The organism is Burkholderia latens (assembly GCF_001718795.1).
Lineage (GTDB): Bacteria > Pseudomonadota > Gammaproteobacteria > Burkholderiales > Burkholderiaceae > Burkholderia > Burkholderia latens_A.
In genome coordinates this window covers 1,576,498-1,595,686 of the sequence record NZ_CP013438.1, presented here as the reverse complement: position 1 = coordinate 1,595,686, position 19,189 = coordinate 1,576,498, and the positions used below count along the sequence as shown (strand labels likewise).

General features: G+C 59.6%; 15 protein-coding genes. 7 read left to right on the top strand and 8 right to left on the bottom strand.

Features of this window, described 5'->3' with window-relative positions:
• The 8 genes from WK25_RS26380 to tssK all read right to left on the bottom strand — a co-directional run bounded on the left by WK25_RS26380 (position 1) and on the right by tssK (position 10,439).
• The gene (locus tag WK25_RS26380; RefSeq protein WP_069243552.1) at positions 1-2,244 is read right to left on the bottom strand and encodes a TonB-dependent receptor; all 2,244 of its coding nucleotides are present in this window, start codon (positions 2,242-2,244) and stop codon (positions 1-3) included.
• Positions 2,245-2,330: 86 nt separating this feature from the next.
• Entirely contained in the window at positions 2,331-2,489 is a 159-nt protein-coding gene (locus WK25_RS31865; RefSeq protein WP_167432677.1) for a hypothetical protein, read from the bottom strand.
• Positions 2,490-2,652: 163 nt separating this feature from the next.
• The gene (tssE, locus tag WK25_RS26375; protein ID WP_069243177.1) at positions 2,653-3,084 is read right to left on the bottom strand and encodes a type VI secretion system baseplate subunit TssE; all 432 of its coding nucleotides are present in this window, start codon (positions 3,082-3,084) and stop codon (positions 2,653-2,655) included.
• A gap of 13 nt (positions 3,085-3,097) precedes the next feature.
• Positions 3,098-5,806 carry a type VI secretion system ATPase TssH gene (tssH, locus tag WK25_RS26370; protein ID WP_069243176.1) on the bottom strand — a complete coding sequence of 903 codons (2,709 nt, stop codon included), beginning with the start codon at positions 5,804-5,806 and terminating at the stop codon, positions 3,098-3,100.
• A 137-nt stretch (positions 5,807-5,943) separates the two neighbouring features.
• Positions 5,944-6,429 (bottom strand): Hcp family type VI secretion system effector, encoded by a 486-nt coding sequence (locus WK25_RS26365; RefSeq protein WP_069243175.1) that lies wholly within the window; start codon positions 6,427-6,429, stop codon positions 5,944-5,946.
• Between the two features lie 103 nt (positions 6,430-6,532).
• A complete protein-coding gene (locus WK25_RS26360; RefSeq protein ID WP_069243174.1) occupies positions 6,533-8,362 on the bottom strand; it encodes an OmpA family protein in 1,830 nt (609 codons plus the stop codon).
• Complete coding sequence (locus WK25_RS26355) at positions 8,359-9,090, bottom strand: DotU/TssL family secretion system protein (protein ID WP_069243173.1); 732 nt, start codon at positions 9,088-9,090, stop codon at positions 8,359-8,361. The genes WK25_RS26360 and WK25_RS26355 overlap by 4 nt, the downstream gene beginning before the upstream one ends.
• A complete protein-coding gene (gene tssK, locus WK25_RS26350; RefSeq protein ID WP_069243172.1) occupies positions 9,087-10,439 on the bottom strand; it encodes a type VI secretion system baseplate subunit TssK in 1,353 nt (450 codons plus the stop codon). The genes WK25_RS26355 and tssK overlap by 4 nt, the downstream gene beginning before the upstream one ends.
• Positions 10,440-10,993: 554 nt before the next feature.
• Here tssK and tssB point away from each other — a divergent pair.
• From tssB to WK25_RS31475, 7 genes are all read left to right on the top strand, one after another.
• The gene (tssB, locus tag WK25_RS26345) at positions 10,994-11,506 is read left to right on the top strand and encodes a type VI secretion system contractile sheath small subunit (protein WP_040140381.1); all 513 of its coding nucleotides are present in this window, start codon (positions 10,994-10,996) and stop codon (positions 11,504-11,506) included.
• A gap of 73 nt (positions 11,507-11,579) precedes the next feature.
• Entirely contained in the window at positions 11,580-13,598 is a 2,019-nt protein-coding gene (locus WK25_RS26340; RefSeq protein WP_174554701.1) for a glycoside hydrolase family 19 protein, read from the top strand.
• 1 nt (position 13,599) lies between these two features.
• A complete protein-coding gene (locus WK25_RS31485; RefSeq protein ID WP_156789112.1) occupies positions 13,600-14,142 on the top strand; it encodes a hypothetical protein in 543 nt (180 codons plus the stop codon).
• An 84-nt stretch (positions 14,143-14,226) separates the two neighbouring features.
• The gene (locus WK25_RS26335) at positions 14,227-14,481 is read left to right on the top strand and encodes a PAAR domain-containing protein (protein WP_059547975.1); all 255 of its coding nucleotides are present in this window, start codon (positions 14,227-14,229) and stop codon (positions 14,479-14,481) included.
• Between the two features lie 40 nt (positions 14,482-14,521).
• On the top strand, positions 14,522-15,280 hold the full coding sequence (locus WK25_RS31945; protein ID WP_174554700.1) for a hypothetical protein: 759 nt from the start codon (positions 14,522-14,524) through the stop codon (positions 15,278-15,280).
• Between the two features lie 268 nt (positions 15,281-15,548).
• Positions 15,549-18,134: a hypothetical protein gene (locus WK25_RS26330; protein WP_069243171.1), complete on the top strand. Its 2,586-nt coding sequence runs from the start codon at positions 15,549-15,551 to the stop codon at positions 18,132-18,134.
• Entirely contained in the window at positions 18,128-19,156 is a 1,029-nt protein-coding gene (locus WK25_RS31475) for a hypothetical protein (protein ID WP_156789110.1), read from the top strand. The genes WK25_RS26330 and WK25_RS31475 overlap by 7 nt, the downstream gene beginning before the upstream one ends.
• Positions 19,157-19,189: the final 33 nt, after the last annotated feature.

The following is a 19,189-nucleotide window of genomic DNA, read 5'->3' as shown; positions in this document are numbered from 1 at the left end:
TCAGTACCGCGCGTTCAGCGTGACGAATGCCGAGCGCCCGGGCGCGATCGACGCGTAGTGCGCCGGATACGCCTGATCGAAATACGTGCGGTTGAACAGGTTGTTCACGTTCAGCTGCAGATCGAGCTTCTTGTTGATCCGGTACTGCGCCATCGCATCGAAGCGCCAGTACGATGGCACCGCACGCAGGTTCGCGGGATCGCCGAACACTTCGGACATGTAGAACGCACCGCCGCCGACGGTGAACTTCGGCGTCACGTCGTAGTTCGACCACATCGTCAGGCTGTGCTTCGGCGTGTTCGGGAACCGGTGGCCGTCGTTGGCGGCGTCCTTGCCGTTGTCGCGCAACTCGCTCTTCATGTACGTGTAGCCGCCGAACACTTGCCACTGCTTCGTGATTTGCCCCGCGAGGCCGAGTTCGAGGCCCTGCACGCGCTTGTTGCCGACCATTGCGTACTGGTTGTTCGGCAGCGTCACGCGTGCATTCGTCGTATCGATCTGGAACAGCGCGGCCGTCAGCGACAGCTTGTCGTTCAGCACGTTCCACTTCGTGCCGAGCTCGATGCTGCGGTTTTTCTCGGGCGCCATCTGGTCGGCGTTAGGACCGACGCCGCCGCGGCCCGGGGTCAGCGACTGCGTTTCGCTGCCTTCGCCGAGCAGCATGCCGGCCGGCGTCGACGACGTCGCATACGACGCGTAGATGCTGCCGTTCTGCGCGGGCTTGAACACGAGGCCGGCCTGCCAGTTCACGAGCGTGTCGTCGCGCGTATAGGTCTTGCCGCCGTTCGCCCTGGTATCGGTGAAGCGGGTCGAGTAGTCGTCGACGCGCACGCCGGCGTTCACCTGCCAGCGCGGCGTGAGCTCGATCGTGTCGAAGCCGTAGAGCGACTTGGTCGTGGTGCGCGCATGCGCGTAGTCGTTGTTGCGGGTGATCGAGCCGGCCCACGGATCGCTCGGGTTCGGCGACCAGAGGCTCGTGCAGTTGTAGCCGGACGCCGCGCCGATGCCGTTCTGGCAGATCTTGCCGGTATCCGTTGCGACCGTGTATGAATCGCGCTTGCCCCATTCGCGCGACAGTTCGATGCCGGTCGTGAAGCTGTGCTTGAACGGCCCGGTGCGGAATTCGCCGAACAGCTCGGTCAGGTTCGCGACGCTGTTGATCGAGCTGTTGCGGTTGTTGTTGCGGCGCCAGACCTTGCCGTTTACGACGTTGCCCTGGCTGTCGTCCGGCTGCGTCCAGATGTAGTCCTGCGTCGATTCCGTGTAGCGCGTCGTGTTGCGCACCGTCAGATTCGGCGTGAGGTCGTGCTCGATCTTGATCGTGCTGATGTCCGACGTGGTCTTGCGGAAGTCGCGGTCGATCAGGCCGTAGAAGTTGTGGCGATCGACGGGCGCCGGATAGATCGTGCCGACGTTCGCGGGCTTGTTCGACGTCGTATAGAAGTACGGGATGCCGCCGTCGGGCAGGTCGTCGGTCGACAGGTGGTAGTAGCTCGCCGTCACGCGCGTCGGCGTGCCGAGGCCGAACGCGATCGACGGCGCGACGCCCCAGCGCTCGTTGTTGACCGCGTCGCGGCCGGCGACGTCGTTGTTGTGGCTCATCAGGTTCAGGCGGAACGCCGCGTGATCGGCGAACTGCCAGTTGCCGTCGGCGGTGAAGCGGCGATAGCGGTCGGTGCCGAGGCCTGCGCTTGCCGCGGCCGTCGTGCCGAGGTGCGGCGCCTTCGTGATCAGGTTGATGCTGCCGCCGGCGCCGCCGCGGCCGCCATAGGCGCCGTCGGAGCCCTTCGTGACCTCGACGCGCTCGGTGTTGAAGATCTCGCGCGTGGTCGCGCCCGTGTCGCGCATCCCGTCGACGAATATGCTTCCCTGCGTGTCGTAGCCGCGAATGAACGGGCGATCGCCGAGCGGGTTGCCGCCTTCGCCGGCGCCGAACGTGATGCCGGGCACCGTGCGCAGCGCTTCGGTCAGCGTCGCCGCGCCGCTGTTCTGGATCAGTTCCTGCGGGATCACGGTGACCGACTTCGGGGTGTCGACGAGCGGCGCAGTGAATTTGGCGGACGCGGAAAAGTCGGCCTTGTAGCTATGCTCGGTCTTTCCCTGGATCTCGATCGGCGCCAGATGGCCGTCGGTGCCGACGGGGGCGGGCGGCGGCGTGCCGTCTGCGAACGCGGGGCTCGCGGCCAGCACGCTGCACAGGGTGGTGAATTTTCCGAGCTTCAGCTCGTCAGGACGGGACTTCATGATGCGCATCGACCTCGCGGTGTGGTCCCCAGGCAACGACGCGGTACGAAAACGTGCATGCCGCCGGGGATTATTACGATTTGTTTTCAGATGCGCATTCCATGTAATTTTTTATTAAATGAGAAGCGTTCTTGTTTGCGTTTGTAAGGAAAGTGTTGACGATTGTGGCGGCGGCTGTTCGCGGGATTGCACCGCGCGGGGATGCGCGAATGGCCGTCATATTCCTGAAGCGGCAACTCGAACATGCGTCGATGTCGTGGACGCAGCTCTACGCCGCGAGCCCGTACGACGATCACGCCCTATATTGCGAGTTCGAGGAAGAAATGGCCGAGGCGCGGTTGGGGCTGCCGGAAGGCCGGGCGCATTCCGATGTTCTGCTCAGAGGCGGGACATCTCCGCGAGCACATGCTAGCGGCCGGCATTTGCGTGCGGCCTATGTTCTACTCGCATGCGGCCCGGTGGCGCGAAGTACGTTCCGAATCGGACGAGCCCGGCCCTCTTCAGATGACAGGTCATCTCGAAACTTGCCAGCACGCCGGGATCGTCGTTCGCGAGGATCTCGACATCGATCGCCCGGATGCGCGGCTCGTACTTCAGCAGCGTCGCCTCCATCTGGCTCTTCAGCAAGTGGGCGGACGCCGGCAGCGCCTTGTAGATGTTGGTCAGATCCGGCAGGCCGTAGTCGGGCAGGTGCTTCAGCGCACCGGCACGCGTGTTCAGGATGCGGCGCACGTTCTGCTGCACGCTCAGGCATTCCAGCGTCCGCTCGTCGTGGGCATCGAGTGGTTCACCACCGATTTGTCCGAGCAGCATGTCATGGAGAGACGGTCCGGCCGGCATGGCGTCGCTCCCGTTATGCGACGACCGGCGCGACCGCCGCGGCGTCCACCGACGTGTCGCGGTCGACGAAATCGATCGTCAGATTGCCCTCGGTCGAGCTCGACAGCACGATCTTCGCCGGCGCGGCGCCGTTGGCCATGCGCGCGAGCAACTCGCGCGACACCGTCGGCAGGATGCGCTGGTTGAGGAACGCATCGACGTTGCGCGCGCCGGATTCGCGAGCGAGACACTGCTCGGCCATTGCACCGATCAGGGACTCGTCGCACGTCAGCTCGACGTCGTGCTGACGGCGCAGGCGGTCTGCAACCTTCGCGAGCTTCAGGCGCACGATGGAGGCGAGCGCGGTTGCGTCCAGCGGACGGTAGACGAGCGTCTGGAAGCGCGCAAGCAGGGCCGGCTGGAAGTGTGCGACGAGCTGCGGGTGAATGGCGTCCAGCAGCGCGGCCTGCGCAATCCTGGGATCGTCGGTGGTCGCCTCGTCGATCTGCGCGCTGCCGAGATTGGACGTCATCAGGATCACGCAGTTGCGGAAATCGATCTCGCGCCCCTCGCCGTCGCGCATCATGCCGCGATCGAACACCTGGTAAAAGATGTCCAGCACGTCGCGATGTGCCTTCTCGATCTCGTCGAGCAGTACGACGCTATAGGGACGCTGGCGCACGGCTTCGGTCAGAATCCCGCCACGGCCATATCCGACGTAACCCGGGGGCGAGCCCTTCAGCTGGGACACCGTATGCGATTCCTGGTACTCCGACATGTTGATCGTCGTGAGCGCCGTTTCGCCACCAAAGAGCAGGTCGGCGAGCGCGAGCGCGGTCTCGGTCTTCCCGACGCCGGACGGTCCTGCGAGCAGGAACACACCGAGCGGCGCGTGCTCGTTCTTGAGCCCCGCTTTCGCGGTGCGCAGGCTCTCGGCGAGCGCAGCCAGCGCGTCGTCCTGTGCGACCACGCGTGTGGCGAGCTGCGCTTCGAACGTGAGCAGGCTCTGCAATTCATCGTCGACGAGGTTGCCGACCGGCACGCCGGTCCACTCGGCGACGACGCGTGCGATCGCCTGCGCGTCGACATCGGCAAAGACCAACGGAGCTTTACCCTGGGCGCCGTCAAGCGCCTGCCGCGCGCGGACCAAAGAAGCGCCGTCGCGCTCGAACGGCTCGACCTCTCGTTGCTCATGCAGCGCCTGAACGAGCTTGAGCTCTCTGTCATAACGGCTCTGCAGATCCGCCAGTTCCGATTTCGCGTTCACGAGCGCGACCTCGAGCGACGCACGACGCGCCTGCGCGTGCTCAATGCCTGCGCGCGCGTCGTCTTCCAGCGTCGCGTACTCGAGCTCGAGCGCCGACACCGCGGCCCGCGCGCGCTGGAGTTCCGCGGGCGGAGACTCGAGACTCATGCGCACGCGCGCGGCCGCCGTATCGATCAGATCGACCGCCTTGTCGGGCAACTGCCGTGCCGGAATATAGCGGCGCGACAGTTTCACCGCGGCGACGAGCGCCTCGTCGCGGATGTGGACGTGGTGAAATTGTGCATAGCGGCTCTTGAGACCCCGCAGCATCAGGCACGCCGCGTCATCGTCGGGTTCGTCGACCTTGATGATCTGGAAGCGGCGTTCGAGCGCGGCGTCACGCTCGAAGAATTCCTTGTATTCGGACCACGTGGTGGCCGCGATCGTGCGCAACTCACCGCGCGCGAGCGCCGGCTTGAGCAGGTTCGCGGCGTCGGCGCCGCCGGTGGCATTACCCGCGCCGATCAACGTGTGCGCTTCGTCGATGAAGAGCAGGATCGGCACGGCAGAGGCTTGTACTTCTTCGATGACGTTCTTCAGGCGCTGCTCGAACTCTCCCTTCACGCCGGCGCCTGCCTGTAGCAGACCGAGGTCGAGTGTGAGAATCCGCACGTCGCGTATGACGGTGGGCACGCTGCCTTCAGCGACGCGCAACGCGAGGCCTTCGACGAGCGCCGTCTTGCCCACGCCCGGTTCGCCGACGAGAATCGGATTGTTCTTGCGCCGGCGCGCCAGCACGTCGACCATCTGCCGGATCTCGCGATCGCGGCCGAAGACGGGATCGATGTCACCGCGACGGGCCTTGTCGGTCAGATCGATCGCGAAGCGGCCAAGCGCGTCTCCTTCCACGGTGCGCTGAGGCGCGGGCATTCGAGTGTCATTGCCCGTGGCCACTGTGGGCCGGACTTCGCCGGCCGGGGCGAGCGCCTCGTCATCCGTTCCAGCGTCCACGTCATCCAGCTTGTTTTCGCACGACCGATGACCGAGACGCGGTAGCAGCCGCTGGATCTGCGCGCTGCTGATCGACAGCAGCGGCCAGGCATTCTGCGCACGCAGCACGTGCGGCACGTCGACGATGGCCTGCAGCAGGTGGCCAGAGCGGATGGCCTGGTCGTGGGTTTCCGACGTGGCGTGAAGCCATGCATCCTGAAGCACGGTCGCCAATTGCGGGGACAGCGCCGGTTTGCCGCGCAGGTTGCGAGGCTGGTGCTCGAGCGCGGCAATCAATGCGTCCCAGACCGCATCGATGTCGATCCGGTAATGCCGCAGAATCGCGGGAATGTCGCCGTCGCCGGCCTCGATCAGCTTCAACAGCCAGTGTTCGACCGTAACCTCGCCCGAGAGCCGTCCTTGGCAAAGACTTGCAGCCGCCCCGAGCGCCTTCGCGCAGTACGGGTTGAGTCGACGAAACAGATGGGTCGTATCGCGCAGGGTCATGACGGAAGCCGGGTCGCAGAAGAGAGCGGGCGACAGCCTGTGGCCCGCTCCGAAGTAGAAAAAGGTCAGCCCGGATCGCGAGCTGGTAAAACGGACCGGCCGCAGCAGCGCGCCAGTCCCACTACAAGGTGCGGTTATCAGGAACGCTCGTTCCAGGTGTCCTTGTGGATAATGTTGCCGTCCTTGTACGACCAGGTGATCGTCTCGTAGCGCAGTTCGACGTTCTCGAGGTGGTTGTGTTTCTCGTAGTCCGGGTTCTTGATGTCGTACATCACCGGGTTGACGGCCACGATCTTGACGTTGTCCAGCTTCGTGTTGAAGTACTCCTTCTCCTTGCCCGCGTCGTCGATCTTGTACCACTTGATTTCGACCGACTTCAATGTCTGGCCGCTCGTCACGGCCTTGTACAGGTACGGCGTCGACGCGTCCGTTTCCTTCGTCAGCGTAATGGGCTTGTGCACACGTGTACCCGTGAGCTTGCCCGTGTTGCCGTCGGTCGGGATGTGCACGCCGTGATCGAACGCGACGAGCTCGACGCTGCCTTCGCGGTCCTGAACCGTCACCGAGCCCTTGATGTCGGCGCCACCATCGTCCTTGAGCCACATATAGGCCGGAATTGCCATTGCTTCACTCCTGTTTACGTACTGCGACAACCGCCCGGAGCCAGCCCCCGAGCTTCAGAATCCCGAAGCGGGCGCTCCGGGGGCTTAAAGCCTGTGCTTCATTTCACGGCGTCGTCCTTCGGACCTCCGGCACCAGCGTGATTTCCACGCGCCGGTTCGTGGCGCGTCCGTCCGGTGTGTCATTGCTTGCGATCGGTCGTGTATCGCCGTAGCCCTGGATGGCAAACTGCGTGGCGGGGATGCCTGATGCGTCGATCAGCCAGTCGCGCACCGCCTGCGCACGCGCTGTCGACAGCTTCAGGTTGCTGTCCGGATTGCCCACGTTGTCGGTGTAGCCGGCCACGAGAATTCGCTTGTCCGGCGCCCCGAAGGAAGTCCCGTTGGAGGAATGCGTCTTGATCATCTCGAGCGCACCGACCATCGCGCGTGTCGACCCCGGTTTCAGCTGTGCGCGCCCACTGTCGAAGAGCGACATGCTGTCGAGCGTGACGACCGCGGGCGGCGGAGGCGGCGGCGCGTAGGAGGCGATCGCGTCGTCGAGCGCCGGCATCAGACGGTTGCCCCGGTACATGCCGAACGACAGGCGAAGCGGAATGCCGGTGCGTGCATACCGGTCCAGTTGATCGCGATCGGCGACCAGCGCCTGCAACGCGTCGCGCTTCGCAGCGTCGTGTGCGGACGGGACCATCGAATAGCGGCCGAGATCGGCGCCGATGCGGTTCAGCAACGCCGAGTTGCTCTTTGCTGACGCCCAAGACGCCACTGCGGCCGCGCACGCGAGCAGCGCGAGCGCATGGGCGCAGGCCGCCATGCGCGGCGACAACCAGTGCCGGCGCGGCATCGCCTCGATCAACGGCTGCGGGAACGGCCACGGCAGCGAAGAAGCTGCCGCGCCAGCGGGCACGACGCCGGTCTGCATCCCGACATCGCGTTGCCAAGGGTTGCCCGAATCGTGCCCCAAGGAAATGCCCCCGCGGTCCGCGGGGCCGCAGTCGGTCCAGCCGGCACCGAACAGCGCCCACGGTGTGGCCGGCTGCTGCCGGTCCGTAAGCGCACCGATCACGACACGCTGCGTCCATCCAACGATTGACGCAAGGGCGGCTGCGCGCGTGGCAACCATCCGGTCGCCCGCGGCGCGCTGGACCTCATCCTCGGCTGCCCGGATCACCGGCTCGAAGCGTTCGGTGTCAACCAGACGTGTTGCCGAGGAAACGCCATACCATTGCGATGTCGCGAGGTGCGCGCTGGCAGCGGCTCCCAAACCCGGGATCGCGTGCGGGACATTGGAATTTTCTTCGACCGTCAGCCGTTGATAGACGGCGACGTAACCGGGTAGGCGAGCGCCGAGCATGCGCGCCGCGTCGGCGACCGCCTGACGCACCAGTCGCAGCTTCTGCGTCAGGACGTCCGGCCCCGAGTGCAAGGCAGGCGCAACGCAAAGTACGACACCATCGGGCGCACGACCGTCGCGCCATTGCCGGACCGCGACGGCGAGCCGCGGCAGCTCCTGCGGATGATCGACACGCAGCCAGATCGCGCCATCGCCGACATGCGCGAAGCGCTCCTCTTCGCTCCGATTGAACAACGAGGGCAGGCCATCGCCCGTGACCAATACGAGCCGCATACGCGTGCGCAGCCTGACGGGAATATCCTCAGTCGCCGCGCCTAGTGCAGCCAGGACGTGTGCGCTTTGTTCGCGCGCGCGGGACAGCCGGCGGGTGAACCACGCCATCAGCGCGAGCACGACGGCTCCACTGAGCGCCGTGAGCGCCCAGGTCACGCCACGGCCGAGTGGCAGCACGAGCCAGATCACCGCGAGCGCCAGCGCAGCCGCGAACACGATCACTATCCGAAGCGGGTACCCGAGCCCTTCGTGCCCGTCATCGGGCGTGCGCGCCGGCCTGGCGGACAGGACCCGCAGGTCGGACTTCACGGCTGACCGACCCGTGCCGACAGCAGATGCGCGAGCTGAGCATCCAGCGCCGCTGCCCAGATCATCCACACGGTCGCCGCGGCGACGCAGGCCAGTCCGGCTATCGCCCACGGCGACAGCCGGTAGAACCAGTCCGAAAGCCGTCGTCCCGCGCGATCGGCAACGAAGGGCCGCGCCGACGAAGGCCGAAGCTTCTCCAGTTGGGCGTTCAGCGATGCGATCAACGCGGTGCGCTTCGCTTCGCCTTCGCGGGCGTAGCGTCCCACGAATCCCATGCCAAGGATCGCCGCGTAACACTCGAGCACGTCGACGCGCGGCGAAGCCTCCCGCATGCGCGCCTCCAGCCGATCGATCACGCTCTCGCCGGCGTCGTGCAGATTGAACTGCTCGACCTGCAGCGGTGTCAGTTCCCAGTCGGCGCGCAATTCGGTCGGGAGCGCGCGTAGTGCCGTTTCGTCCAGCAGGCCACACTGGGCGATCAAGACCTCCCGGCGCACGTCATCCGGATAGCCACGTCGCGCCAGTGCTTCCGACAAATTCTCGATCAACTGCCTGCATCGATAGCGCAGTCCGTCCGCATCGTGCGCCATCCCACCCGAGCCAAGGGTCGTCACGAGCAATGCCGTATCGCGCAGCAGATCGCGCATGCCGTTATGCGGTGTGCCGCAAGCGTTGGTCACCGAGTCGAGCAGCGCAAGTTCGGGGCGGCGGGAAGTCAGCGTGTTCATGAGCGCAGCACCGCGTAGAGTTCAAGCGCGGCATCGGGTACCGACGCCGGAAGATAGATCTGGCAGGCGCGCGCGGCGAGCATCTTCACGTGCGCCGCACTCGCCGCATCGAGTACGAAATACTGATTGTCCAGGCGTATCGGGATCGCCGCCGGCACGCGCTGCACGGCTTTCAACGGTATGCCCGACAACGCTGAATTGATGATGTGCTCCACGTCGTCCGGCGCGCCGACCTTGCACAGCCGCGGGAATTGCTCAACGAGCTCGAACGCGGGAATCGGCGCATTCACGGACAGATACCAGTCGGCGGCATCCCCGACGATGCGATCGTCGAGGAACTGGCCGGTCCACGTGGTGGGCGTCTTGCGCGTGAGCCCGATTGATATGACACGTGACGGAATGATGGCATCGAGCAGATCGCGGATCGTCGATTCGAGCTGTGCGAATACGTCGTCAGCGCGCGCATGGTCGTACGCCGGGATGTCCGAGAGCTGCGCGCCGGTCGAGAACGTCATGAGCGCACTCGCCAACTGCGCGAGCGTTGCGTACAGGTGCTCGGGCGAGCGATTCGGGTGCGTTGCAAAGAGCCGCAACTGCGGCCACGCTGCATGGATGCAGTGGAGCAGCCAAAAAAGCTGAACGTCGGCCACACCATATTCCGCCACCTGCTCGATGCGCTCGCTGCGGCGTGCGCCAAGTGCAAGACTTTTCGCCTGCAGGATGTCGGCAAGGCGATTGATCCGCTCGACGTGCAGCGGATGACCGCCAAGCGTCAGGCATGGCGGCACGAACCGGTGATCGACCTGGAACTGGCCGCTTGCGCTTCGGGTGAGCCGCGCGATCGCGCAGACCGTGTCGTCGGCATGGGACTCGAAGTCGAACAGCAGTCGTACCGCATGACGTTCGGCCGCGATTTCCGATTCACCGGAGCCGTTCAGGTCCGTGACCTTGACGAATTCGCGGTACGAGCGACGCGGGCGCGCAAGCGTGGTTTCATCGAAGCGGCAGTTGTTGCCGTTCGCATCCGGTAGCGCGAGCGCGGCGAGCACCACGATGCTTTGACGATCCGCCGGCACGCCCTGTGTCAGGTCACGCGCGGGCGGAACGTCATCGGCCATCGTCGTATCGACCGGCGTACCGTCGGGAAAACGCATCTTCAGCCGCGTGAGCTTCAGACGCCCCGCTGCCAGCGCCTCCTGGTCGACCTCGACGCCAAGGGAGCCCCAGGGATGCGCGAGCGCGGCGGCTGCGAACTGCTGCATCGCAAACCCCGTCCATCGGTCCTGCTGCTGAAAATGCTGCTGCGAGAGGATCAAGCCCTCGTACCAGAGCGGTTTGTCGATCCGCATAAGTATGGTCTGAATGTGCGTTATAAGAAAGAGGGCATAACATATACACAATCTTTCTCGCGCGGTGAAATATCAAAGTATTTCGATTTGCTAATCGCTCTCACGAAAATGTCAAATACATTAAATCAACTATTGAATAATTGATTATTTGGATAAAGATTGTCGAGGCAATTTTGAGATGGTGGCGAAACACGTGCCACCCTCGTCCTATATTGAAACCGCCATGGTGATGGGGCGAAAGGACGTCGCGCCTCAGCGGCAGGTAGCGTAGCGCCAGGGTGGCCCGATTAATGTCGATAAATGTTAAATCTCAAAATAAAACCGGATATTTTTGAATTGGTTTGCATTTGAGCGCGTGGCAGACGTGCAACATGCTTTGACGCATGTCGTGTTTACCGAGTATAAGTGCCAAGCGATTTCGTCGTGCTAACCGAAACCACACGATGAAACTCCGATCGGAGCATGCTCCGCGTGATGTGCATGACGAACTCAGTATCGTGTCGAACGCGTCGCGCACCTGCTCGGGCTTTACCATCACTAAATAAGGATTGCAAATGGATAGCTTTCAGAGAGAAATTCCGAAAAGCCGTGTGTCCATTACATTGGATTTGCATACGGGCGGAGCCCAGAAGAAGGTCGAGCTGCCGCTCAAGCTGCTCGTTGCGGGCGACTTCAGCGCGGGCCGTGAGCAAGCGCCGCTTGCCGAGCGCAAGAAGGTCAATATCGACAAGAACAACTTCGATGCTGTCCTGGCCGACTATGCGCCGGATCTGAAGATGTCCGCGGAGAACATGCTGGCCGGCGACGGATCGGAGCTTCCGGTGAACCTCTCGTTCCGCTCGATGAAGGATTTCGAACCGGAGCAGGTTGCTCGCCAGATCCCGGAGTTGCAAGCCATGCTGGCGATGCGCAATCTGTTGCGCGACCTCAAATCGAATTTGCTCGACAACGGCACGTTCCGTCGCGAGTTCGAAAAGATTCTGAAGGACAAGCGCCTCACCGAAAAGCTTCGTGGCGAACTGTCACAGATCGTGACGGCCGCTACACAACAGGAAGGTCATGCCTGAACGCAGTCGGCCGAAGAGGGCCTCCACCGCCTCACGCAACCACACAGCCATACGAAACGGGACTGAGAGAACCATGAAGCAGAATGAAGCGGGTCAGGGCGCAACGGAAGGCGTGAGCGTGAGCATCGGCAAAAAGATGAAGGTGCACGGACAGGAGTTCGGCCAACTGACGGACCTGAATGGGACATCGCTGTATCCGAGTGAAGCAGGCGGATACGTCGAGCCATCCCGTGCCGTCGGTGGCTGGATTTATCTGGGCCAGGAAAATGGCGGACCGCTTGTCGAGGAGATCTACCCGGATTCGATGTTCGACCGCGTGATCGTGACGGCGAATCAGGTGTGTACAAAGGGCAATCCGCAAGGCGATGGAGGCATTCCGGTCAAAGCGGGTGACCTGATAGGTCACCTTGGCCGCTACGACTCGCTGGACGAGCGCACGTCCGGAACCCGGATGGCGCACATCGAGGTGTTCTGCGACGACGGCATCCAGTCGTTCCTGGAGCAGGGGCGTGCATGGGTCAACGAGCACGGTCCGCACAAGGAGGACTGGACGAAATTGGGGCTGCCATCCGAGCCGACGATCCTGCGGATCGAGCCGGGCACGGTGCTGTATCAACGCACCCGTGACAATAAATTCATCCAAGGCGCTGAGTCGCAGTCAAGAAAGACGGACGCCGTTCAGGTGTACTCGCTTGCCGAACTGGCGCGTGACCCGAAGCGGCGTATCCCCGAGCCGCATCCAAACCCCAATCCCGGTTACCCGGTGAACTGGTGGCACGTGGACGGCGTGAACGCACAAGGCCAACCGATCGAGGGCTGGGTGTGCGACTTCAATCACGCGGGCGGGCGGGTGACACGGGAATTCGCGCAGAAGTGGGTCGATTTCGAGCCGGTGGCGGATACCTACAATCCGGCGCATACGATCTTTGAGACGGCTCGGCAGTGGGTCGATTATGCGAGCCGCGCCGATGTTGCCGACCTTGCTTCGCGTTCGAAGCTCAACCCTTTGATGCTCAAGGTGTACGACGCCCTGTTCATGAAAGGCGATGGCAAGCAGGCGGTAGATGAGCTGTGCACGCTGGCGCAGACAGAGCGTGGCGGGTATCCGTGGCTCATGCAGGTTGCATCCCGGTTGATTGTCAAGCACGAAAGTGAATGGGCGAACCCGTCGAAGTGGAAGCAGTTGATCGCCGAACTGGAGCAGCAGACGGGGGCCAAGCCGCAGCACGAGGAAGAGCTGAAGCGGATCGAGGCGCTCGCGTGGTGGGATGAGGTAAAGGCCGGTGTGCCGGATTTCCCGGGGCCGGAGGTTTTTCATATTCATCCGGTTGCGTTGGTGGCGAATTTTTCACAAGAACTCGGAATTATCACACTTGAAATGCTCGCTGCCGTTGATCCGAATGGTAGCGAATCTTATCACCGGCAGATTCTCCCATCGCTCAATAAGTACGCGAAAGGTTATGAAGTCACCACTCCGAGAAGGATCGCCCATTTTCTCTCACAGATTGCTGTCGAAAGCGGCTTTAAAAATGTCGAAGAGGGGCTTTCATATTCGGCGAGACGAATGAAGCAGATTTTTGGGTGCAATGCTCCGCCAAAAGGGAAAAAGGCCTATAACGAAGTGTCGGGTGAGATTGTCTGTAATTTTGGACGGAGGCGGGAAAAATTATGGACCGAAACAAGCAAGTACGAGCATAATCCAAAAAATCTCGCAAGCTATGTTTATGCGGATCGGTACAAAAATGGAAACGAGGAGTCTGGCGATGGCTATAAATATCGCGGCAGGGGATTGATACAAACAACATTCAAAAGCAACTACATGGTGCTCACAGATGAGCATAATCGACGATTCCCGGATGATCAGCGCGATTTCGTAGAAAATCCAGATCTTGTTCTTAGTGATTTGGAATATGGTGTCGAGTCGGCCTTTGTTTTTTGGGCCGTCACGAGAGATGTAAACGGAGTTGCGGATTCTGGGGATGTTCGTGCGGTTTCGAAGGCAGTAAACGGTGGCGGAATTGGATATCCCGAACGCTTGACTGCATATAACAACGTAGCCCCAATTCTTGGGCTCCCCAAAGAGGTGGCGTAAAATGTCTATTCCCAAGTTCTTGGTGGTGAGCGCGATGTTGTTCATTTTCCCGCTCAGCGGGTACGGTGCTGAACGTGCCACCGATTGCCCGATGGTAGACGTAAAGAACAATGTTTTAGATGCATCTGCACTGGCAACAAACTCAAGAATTTCTATCCGGAGTGGCACCACCGAATATCCTCTGGTTCTCGATCTTTATCAGCCAAAAAAGCGCGGATGTGTAAAAACAGAATTTGCGCGATACTCGATTGAGGGGGGAATGCCGACGGTCGAGTCGATATTTTATATGCGTCTGCGTGGTCGCATCAATGTGTTTTCCATTGTTGCATGGGATATAAATAATCGTGGCGATGGCACCTATGGACGACTTTATCAGGTATATGCCTATCATTTTGATGAAAATGGGGTGTTGGTGGAAAATAAGCGTGTTTCGCGAGATGATTTAATGTCTGGGGTCGATGGCTATGTCGAAGGAAGGGGGGCTCAATTTCGATATAAGACGGCCGCAGATGTCAAAAGGTACTGGAGAGATAAGGCGAAGTAAATATCGACGATTAATCTGATCGATTGCTCAAGGGTTAAGCGTCGGTTCCCGCGTTAAATCGTCATTCCCGAGGGGAAATGCCAAATGAAAAATCTCGCATACGAAGGCGATGCAACGAGCCACGGCGGCAAGATCCTGACCGGCTCGGATCGCATCAAGGTGAAGGGCCGCCGGGCGGCCCGAATTGGCGATAGGGTTTCGTGCCCGATCCACGGTGACAACGAAATCATCGAAGGCAGCGGCAGGATGAAGGATGGCACCACACCGCTGTCGCGCGATGGCGATCACACGCCGTGTGGAGCGGTCCTCCTTGCCTCGTCAGCCGGGACACAGATGTGAAGAACGCAACGAACTTCGGATTTTCTGAGTTAGTTCAATCATGACAAGCCGACCAGCACCGAAGAAGCCGCCCACGCCGGCACCAACTCCGACGCCAGCCAAGCTGAAGCCGTTGCCGTTCGCGTTTCCGTTCCCGCGCAAGGGACGGGGCCAATCGGAGGCTTCCGCACAGTTCACCGACGAGCATGAGGTCTACCGTCTGTTGGCCGAAGGTGAGCAATCAGGCGCGTATCTCGTGAGCCGCAAGGTGGAATATGCCGTCGAGTCTGCTTTCGTTTTTTGGGCGAGAAATAATTTAAATTCGGCCTCTGATAATGGTGCTGTCGCCGACGTAACGAAGATCGTAAATGGCGGTCAAAATGGATATGCCGATCGGCGTGGTCGTTACAATAAGGTTGCACCTCCATTAGGCATTTCTGGGGATCAATTTATGAATGCTTGCCCGGCTAGCTTGGTTTCGATTATTGCCGCTGTTTCGGCGATCGCACACGCCGAAGGATTGTGCACCGAAAAAGAAGCGACGATCTTCAACTGCGAACTTGAAAAATCCGTGTCATCGCTTTGTCAATCAGCAGAAAGTGGGGCTCTGGCCTATCGAAACGGGATGGGTGGAAAGATAAATTTTCAGATTGCTGATAACAAAGAAAACAAGAGAGACGTATTTTATTTTTCCAATGCTTCGTACGCGGGGGGGGCGGGGAGGCGCACATTAGATTTTCACGGCTGGATTACACGTACTATTTGTACGACAGAACCGTTAAGACGGATGATGGCCCAACGTTTTCTGCGGGAATCGTAATATATAAAATGAAGAGGAAGATTTCGCATCACACATGCAACAATGATGCATCAATACGCGCAGACGCGTATCAATCAATTAAAAAGGAAGTCTATCGATCACTTGGCGCTCAATAAGCACCAAGTACGGCTAAAAAGATCGAACTCATGGGCCGCCTGAAGATCGACAACCCTGACGGTGGCGACTTCAAGTTCCCGACATGGTCCAACGCGCCGCTCAACGATGTGAAGAACGCAACGAACTTCGGATTTTCTGAATAAGTTCAGTCATGACAAACCAACCTGCACCGAAGAAACCGCCCGTGCCGGCGCCGACTCCAACGCCAGTCAAGCTGAAGCCGTTGCCGTTCGCTTTTCCGTTCCTGCGCAAGGGACGGGGTCAATCGGAGGCTTCCGCGCAGTTCACGGACGAGCACGAGATTTACCGGCTGTTGGCCAAACGCGAGCAATCGGGCGCGTATCTCGTGAGCCGCAAGGGCATGTGGCATGGTGGCATCCACATCACGGAGGCTGGTGCCGGGCAGTCGCTGGATCTTGATGCGGGACTGCGCTGCATCGCCGATGGCGTGCTGATCGCGTTTCGTGCGAACAAGACGTACCCGGTCAGCGAGATTGCAGCGACCGGAGGCGGATTGCCGGTTCAGGCGCCGTATAGCACGGGCTTCGCGCTGGTGCGGCACACGATGGAATTTCCGCAGGGCACGAAGCTGACGTTCTTCAGTCTGTACATGCATTTGATGTCCAAGGAGGACTACGCGAGCTTCCCGAAGCGGGCCAAGCCTGCGTACTGGTTGCGGCAATGGAAGGTGACGCAGCATGCCCAAGATAAGCCCTCGCCGGGGCGCAACGGGCAGGTTGCCGATCCAGTTCAGCAGGGGCTGCGGGTTCGTGCGACGCCCAATAGCACACCGATTGGCATCGTGCCGCAAGGCGTGAGCGTGAGCATCGGCAAAAAGATGAAGGTGCACGGACAGGAGTTCGGCCAACTGACGGACCTGAATGGGACATCGCTGTATCCGAGTGAAGCAGGCGGATACGTCGAGCCATCCCGTGCCGTCGGTGGCTGGATTTATCTGGGCCAGGAAAATGGCGGACCGCTTGTCGAGGAGATCTACCCGGATTCGATGTTCGACCGCGTGATCGTGACGGCGAATCAGGTGTGTACAAAGGGCAATCCGCAAGGCGATGGAGGCATTCCGGTCAAAGCGGGTGACCTGATAGGTCACCTTGGCCGCTACGACTCGCTGGACGAGCGCACGTCCGGAACCCGGATGGCGCACATCGAGGTGTTCTGCGACGACGGCATCCAGTCGTTCCTGGAGCAGGGGCGTGCATGGGTCAACGAGCACGGTCCGCACAAGGAGGACTGGACGAAATTGGGGCTGCCATCCGAGCCGACGATCCTGCGGATCGAGCCGGGCACGGTGCTGTATCAACGCACCCGTGACAATAAATTCATCCAAGGCGCTGACGCGCAATCAAGAAAGACGGACGCCGTTCACGTGTATTCGCTTGCCGAACTGGCGCGCGACCCGGAGCGGCGTATCCCCGAGCCGCATCCAAACCCCAATCCCGGTCACCCGGTGAACTGGTGGCACGTGGACGGCGTGAACGCACAAGGGCAAGCGATCGCAGGCTGGGTGTGCGACTTCAATCACGCGGGCGGGCGGGTGACACGGGAATTCGCGCAGAAGTGGGTCGATTTTAGGTGCGTGGCCGATGCCCATGATCCGGCGCATACGATCTTTGCGACGACCCGGCAGTGGGTTGATTATGCGAGCCGCGCCGATGTTGCCGACCTTGCTTCGCGTTCGAAGCTCAACCCTTTGATGCTCAAGGTGTACGACGCCCTGTTCATGAAAGGCGATGGCAAGCAGGCGGTAGATGAGCTGTGCACGCTGGCGCAGACAGAGCGTGGCGGGTATCCGTGGCTCATGCAGGCGGCATCCCGGCTGATCGTGCGGCACGACAGCGAGTGGGCGAATCCTTCGAAGTGGAAGCAGTTGATCGCCGAACTGGAGAAGCAGACGGGGGCCAAGCCGCAGCACGAGGAAGAGCTGAAGCGGATCGAGGCGCTCACGTGGTGGGATGAGGTGAAGGCCGGTGTGCCGGGTTTCCCGGGGCCGGAGGTTTTTCATATTCATCCGGTTGCTTTGGTGGGTAATTTCAAATGTAACTGCAATTGCATCAATGTAGATGAATTTTTGCAAAGATATGAAGCGCAACACGTTTCTTTTGAGGATGGGACTCAATCGCTTGATGTCGAATCAAAAGAAAACTTAAAAATCCTTATCCAAGGAATCCTCGACTATTACGAGAAATATAAAAAGAAAGAATGCAATATTCCGTATGTTGCTTATATGCTGGCAACGGCTAGGCTCGAGACTAAAAAATATCGCAAGGATTTAAAAAAATTTATATATTTCGAGCCTACTACCGAGGGAGGGGGAGAAGGTTACTTTAATAAATATGATCCTGTTTTGGCTGATACGGAGAAGCGTCGACAGCGTGCAAAGGATAATGGGAATACAGAGCAAGGCGATGGTTACACTTACCGCGGAAGAGGTTATGTTCAGGTAACGTGGAAAAATAACTATCGAGCGATCGGGGCGGAGATTGGAGTCGATCTTGTTCGCGAACCTGATCGGATGCTTGAGCCTGAAATCGCTGCATGGGCGACCGTATACGGAATGGAAAGGGGTATATTCACTGGTAAGAGATTGTCGGATTATGTCAATGGTGAGGGGCAGGATTACGTTAATGCAAGAAGGATTATTAACGGTCTTGATCAAGCTGACACAATTGCTTCCTTTGCAATTCGATTCAAGTCGATTCTCGAGGCCGCGAAATGCTGAAATTTATGGTATATCTGTTTGTCGTTGTTGCTTTACCGATGGATGCTTGTGCTGAACTTTTGAAGTTCGTTTCTGCGCAGGATGGTCACGCATATGAGGCCCAGATAACTTCGAATAAACATGTCAATTCCGTTTCGTTCTACAGGGATGGCGAGCCGCTTGGTGCGTACGACAACCTTATCGTAAATGACGCATCGCTATCATCCAGTTTGGTACATCTTGTCGGAGTTGGAATTGCGCTAAAAATAGAGTCGAATGGGTCGCGAAACAAATACGAAGTTCTCGTGCCGATAGATGTGGTAGGCAGAAATTTGTATGTTGAATGTTTGTACAAAAATGTTTACGACTCCGCAGAGGAAGCGCGATCGGTTGGCGCAGTTTGTCAAAGACAAGATTTGCATCAATTGGACATCTCAGCCTCGATTAATGCTGTCAATCTAAATCTTTATGCCGCAGATCACAATTGGCTTAAGAGCTTGCCCTACAGATCCTGCGAAAGTGCAGTAGGTATTGAGGTCGGCTCGTACAGAATTGCTAGGTGTGCCTCCGAAGGGGTGTCGGAGACAAGCAGGCAGAAAATTATCGTACTTGATCGACAGAATAAACTGCTCTTCTCGACTACTGGATATGAACTTATTCCGTTGAATAATGGCGATGAATTCTTTTTGGTGGCAAATCTGAAAAATGACGCGGTGTTGTTTAAGGGGGATTTCTCGTGCTATGCAATGGGATCAAATGAATCCGAGGCCGCTGGTGGTACCGCCAAGATCGGCAGCAGCCTTGACATTAACTATTCCATTGGGGCGACTGGAAAATGTCTAAACGGAAATTACCATTATGTCGAAAAAAATCATAAAATTTCCTTAAAAGGAAATATAAAGGGCGAGATGTACTACCTCTTGGAAATGGGAGTCGACCGCGTGTCTAGCGGAGCCTTCATGTTGCATCAAATAAAAAATGGAATCCAAGGGATTTGGATTGGGATTCCACCAAAAGGACCATTCCTAGTTTACGGAAGGTGATGACATTTCTGACCCTCACGCGGGAAAGCGCCT

What these genes read in the sequence shown, in the direction of transcription:
- WK25_RS26355 (WP_069243173.1), bottom strand. Translation starts at nt 9,090, where the DNA reads ATGAACACGCTGACTTCCCGCCGCCCCGAACTTGCGCTGCTCGACTCG.
- WK25_RS31475 (WP_156789110.1), top strand. Translation starts at nt 18,128, where the DNA reads ATGCTGAAATTTATGGTATATCTGTTTGTCGTTGTTGCTTTACCGATG.
- tssH (WP_069243176.1), bottom strand. Translation starts at nt 5,806, where the DNA reads ATGACCCTGCGCGATACGACCCATCTGTTTCGTCGACTCAACCCGTAC.
- WK25_RS26380 (WP_069243552.1), bottom strand. Translation starts at nt 2,244, where the DNA reads ATGAAGTCCCGTCCTGACGAGCTGAAGCTCGGAAAATTCACCACCCTG.
- WK25_RS31945 (WP_174554700.1), top strand. Translation starts at nt 14,522, where the DNA reads ATGACAAGCCGACCAGCACCGAAGAAGCCGCCCACGCCGGCACCAACT.
- tssK (WP_069243172.1), bottom strand. Translation starts at nt 10,439, where the DNA reads ATGCGGATCGACAAACCGCTCTGGTACGAGGGCTTGATCCTCTCGCAG.
- WK25_RS26330 (WP_069243171.1), top strand. Translation starts at nt 15,549, where the DNA reads ATGACAAACCAACCTGCACCGAAGAAACCGCCCGTGCCGGCGCCGACT.
- WK25_RS26365 (WP_069243175.1), bottom strand. Translation starts at nt 6,429, where the DNA reads ATGGCAATTCCGGCCTATATGTGGCTCAAGGACGATGGTGGCGCCGAC.
- tssE (WP_069243177.1), bottom strand. Translation starts at nt 3,084, where the DNA reads ATGCCGGCCGGACCGTCTCTCCATGACATGCTGCTCGGACAAATCGGT.
- WK25_RS26335 (WP_059547975.1), top strand. Translation starts at nt 14,227, where the DNA reads ATGAAAAATCTCGCATACGAAGGCGATGCAACGAGCCACGGCGGCAAG.
- WK25_RS26340 (WP_174554701.1), top strand. Translation starts at nt 11,580, where the DNA reads ATGAAGCAGAATGAAGCGGGTCAGGGCGCAACGGAAGGCGTGAGCGTG.
- tssB (WP_040140381.1), top strand. Translation starts at nt 10,994, where the DNA reads ATGGATAGCTTTCAGAGAGAAATTCCGAAAAGCCGTGTGTCCATTACA.
- WK25_RS31485 (WP_156789112.1), top strand. Translation starts at nt 13,600, where the DNA reads ATGTCTATTCCCAAGTTCTTGGTGGTGAGCGCGATGTTGTTCATTTTC.
- WK25_RS31865 (WP_167432677.1), bottom strand. Translation starts at nt 2,489, where the DNA reads ATGTTCGAGTTGCCGCTTCAGGAATATGACGGCCATTCGCGCATCCCC.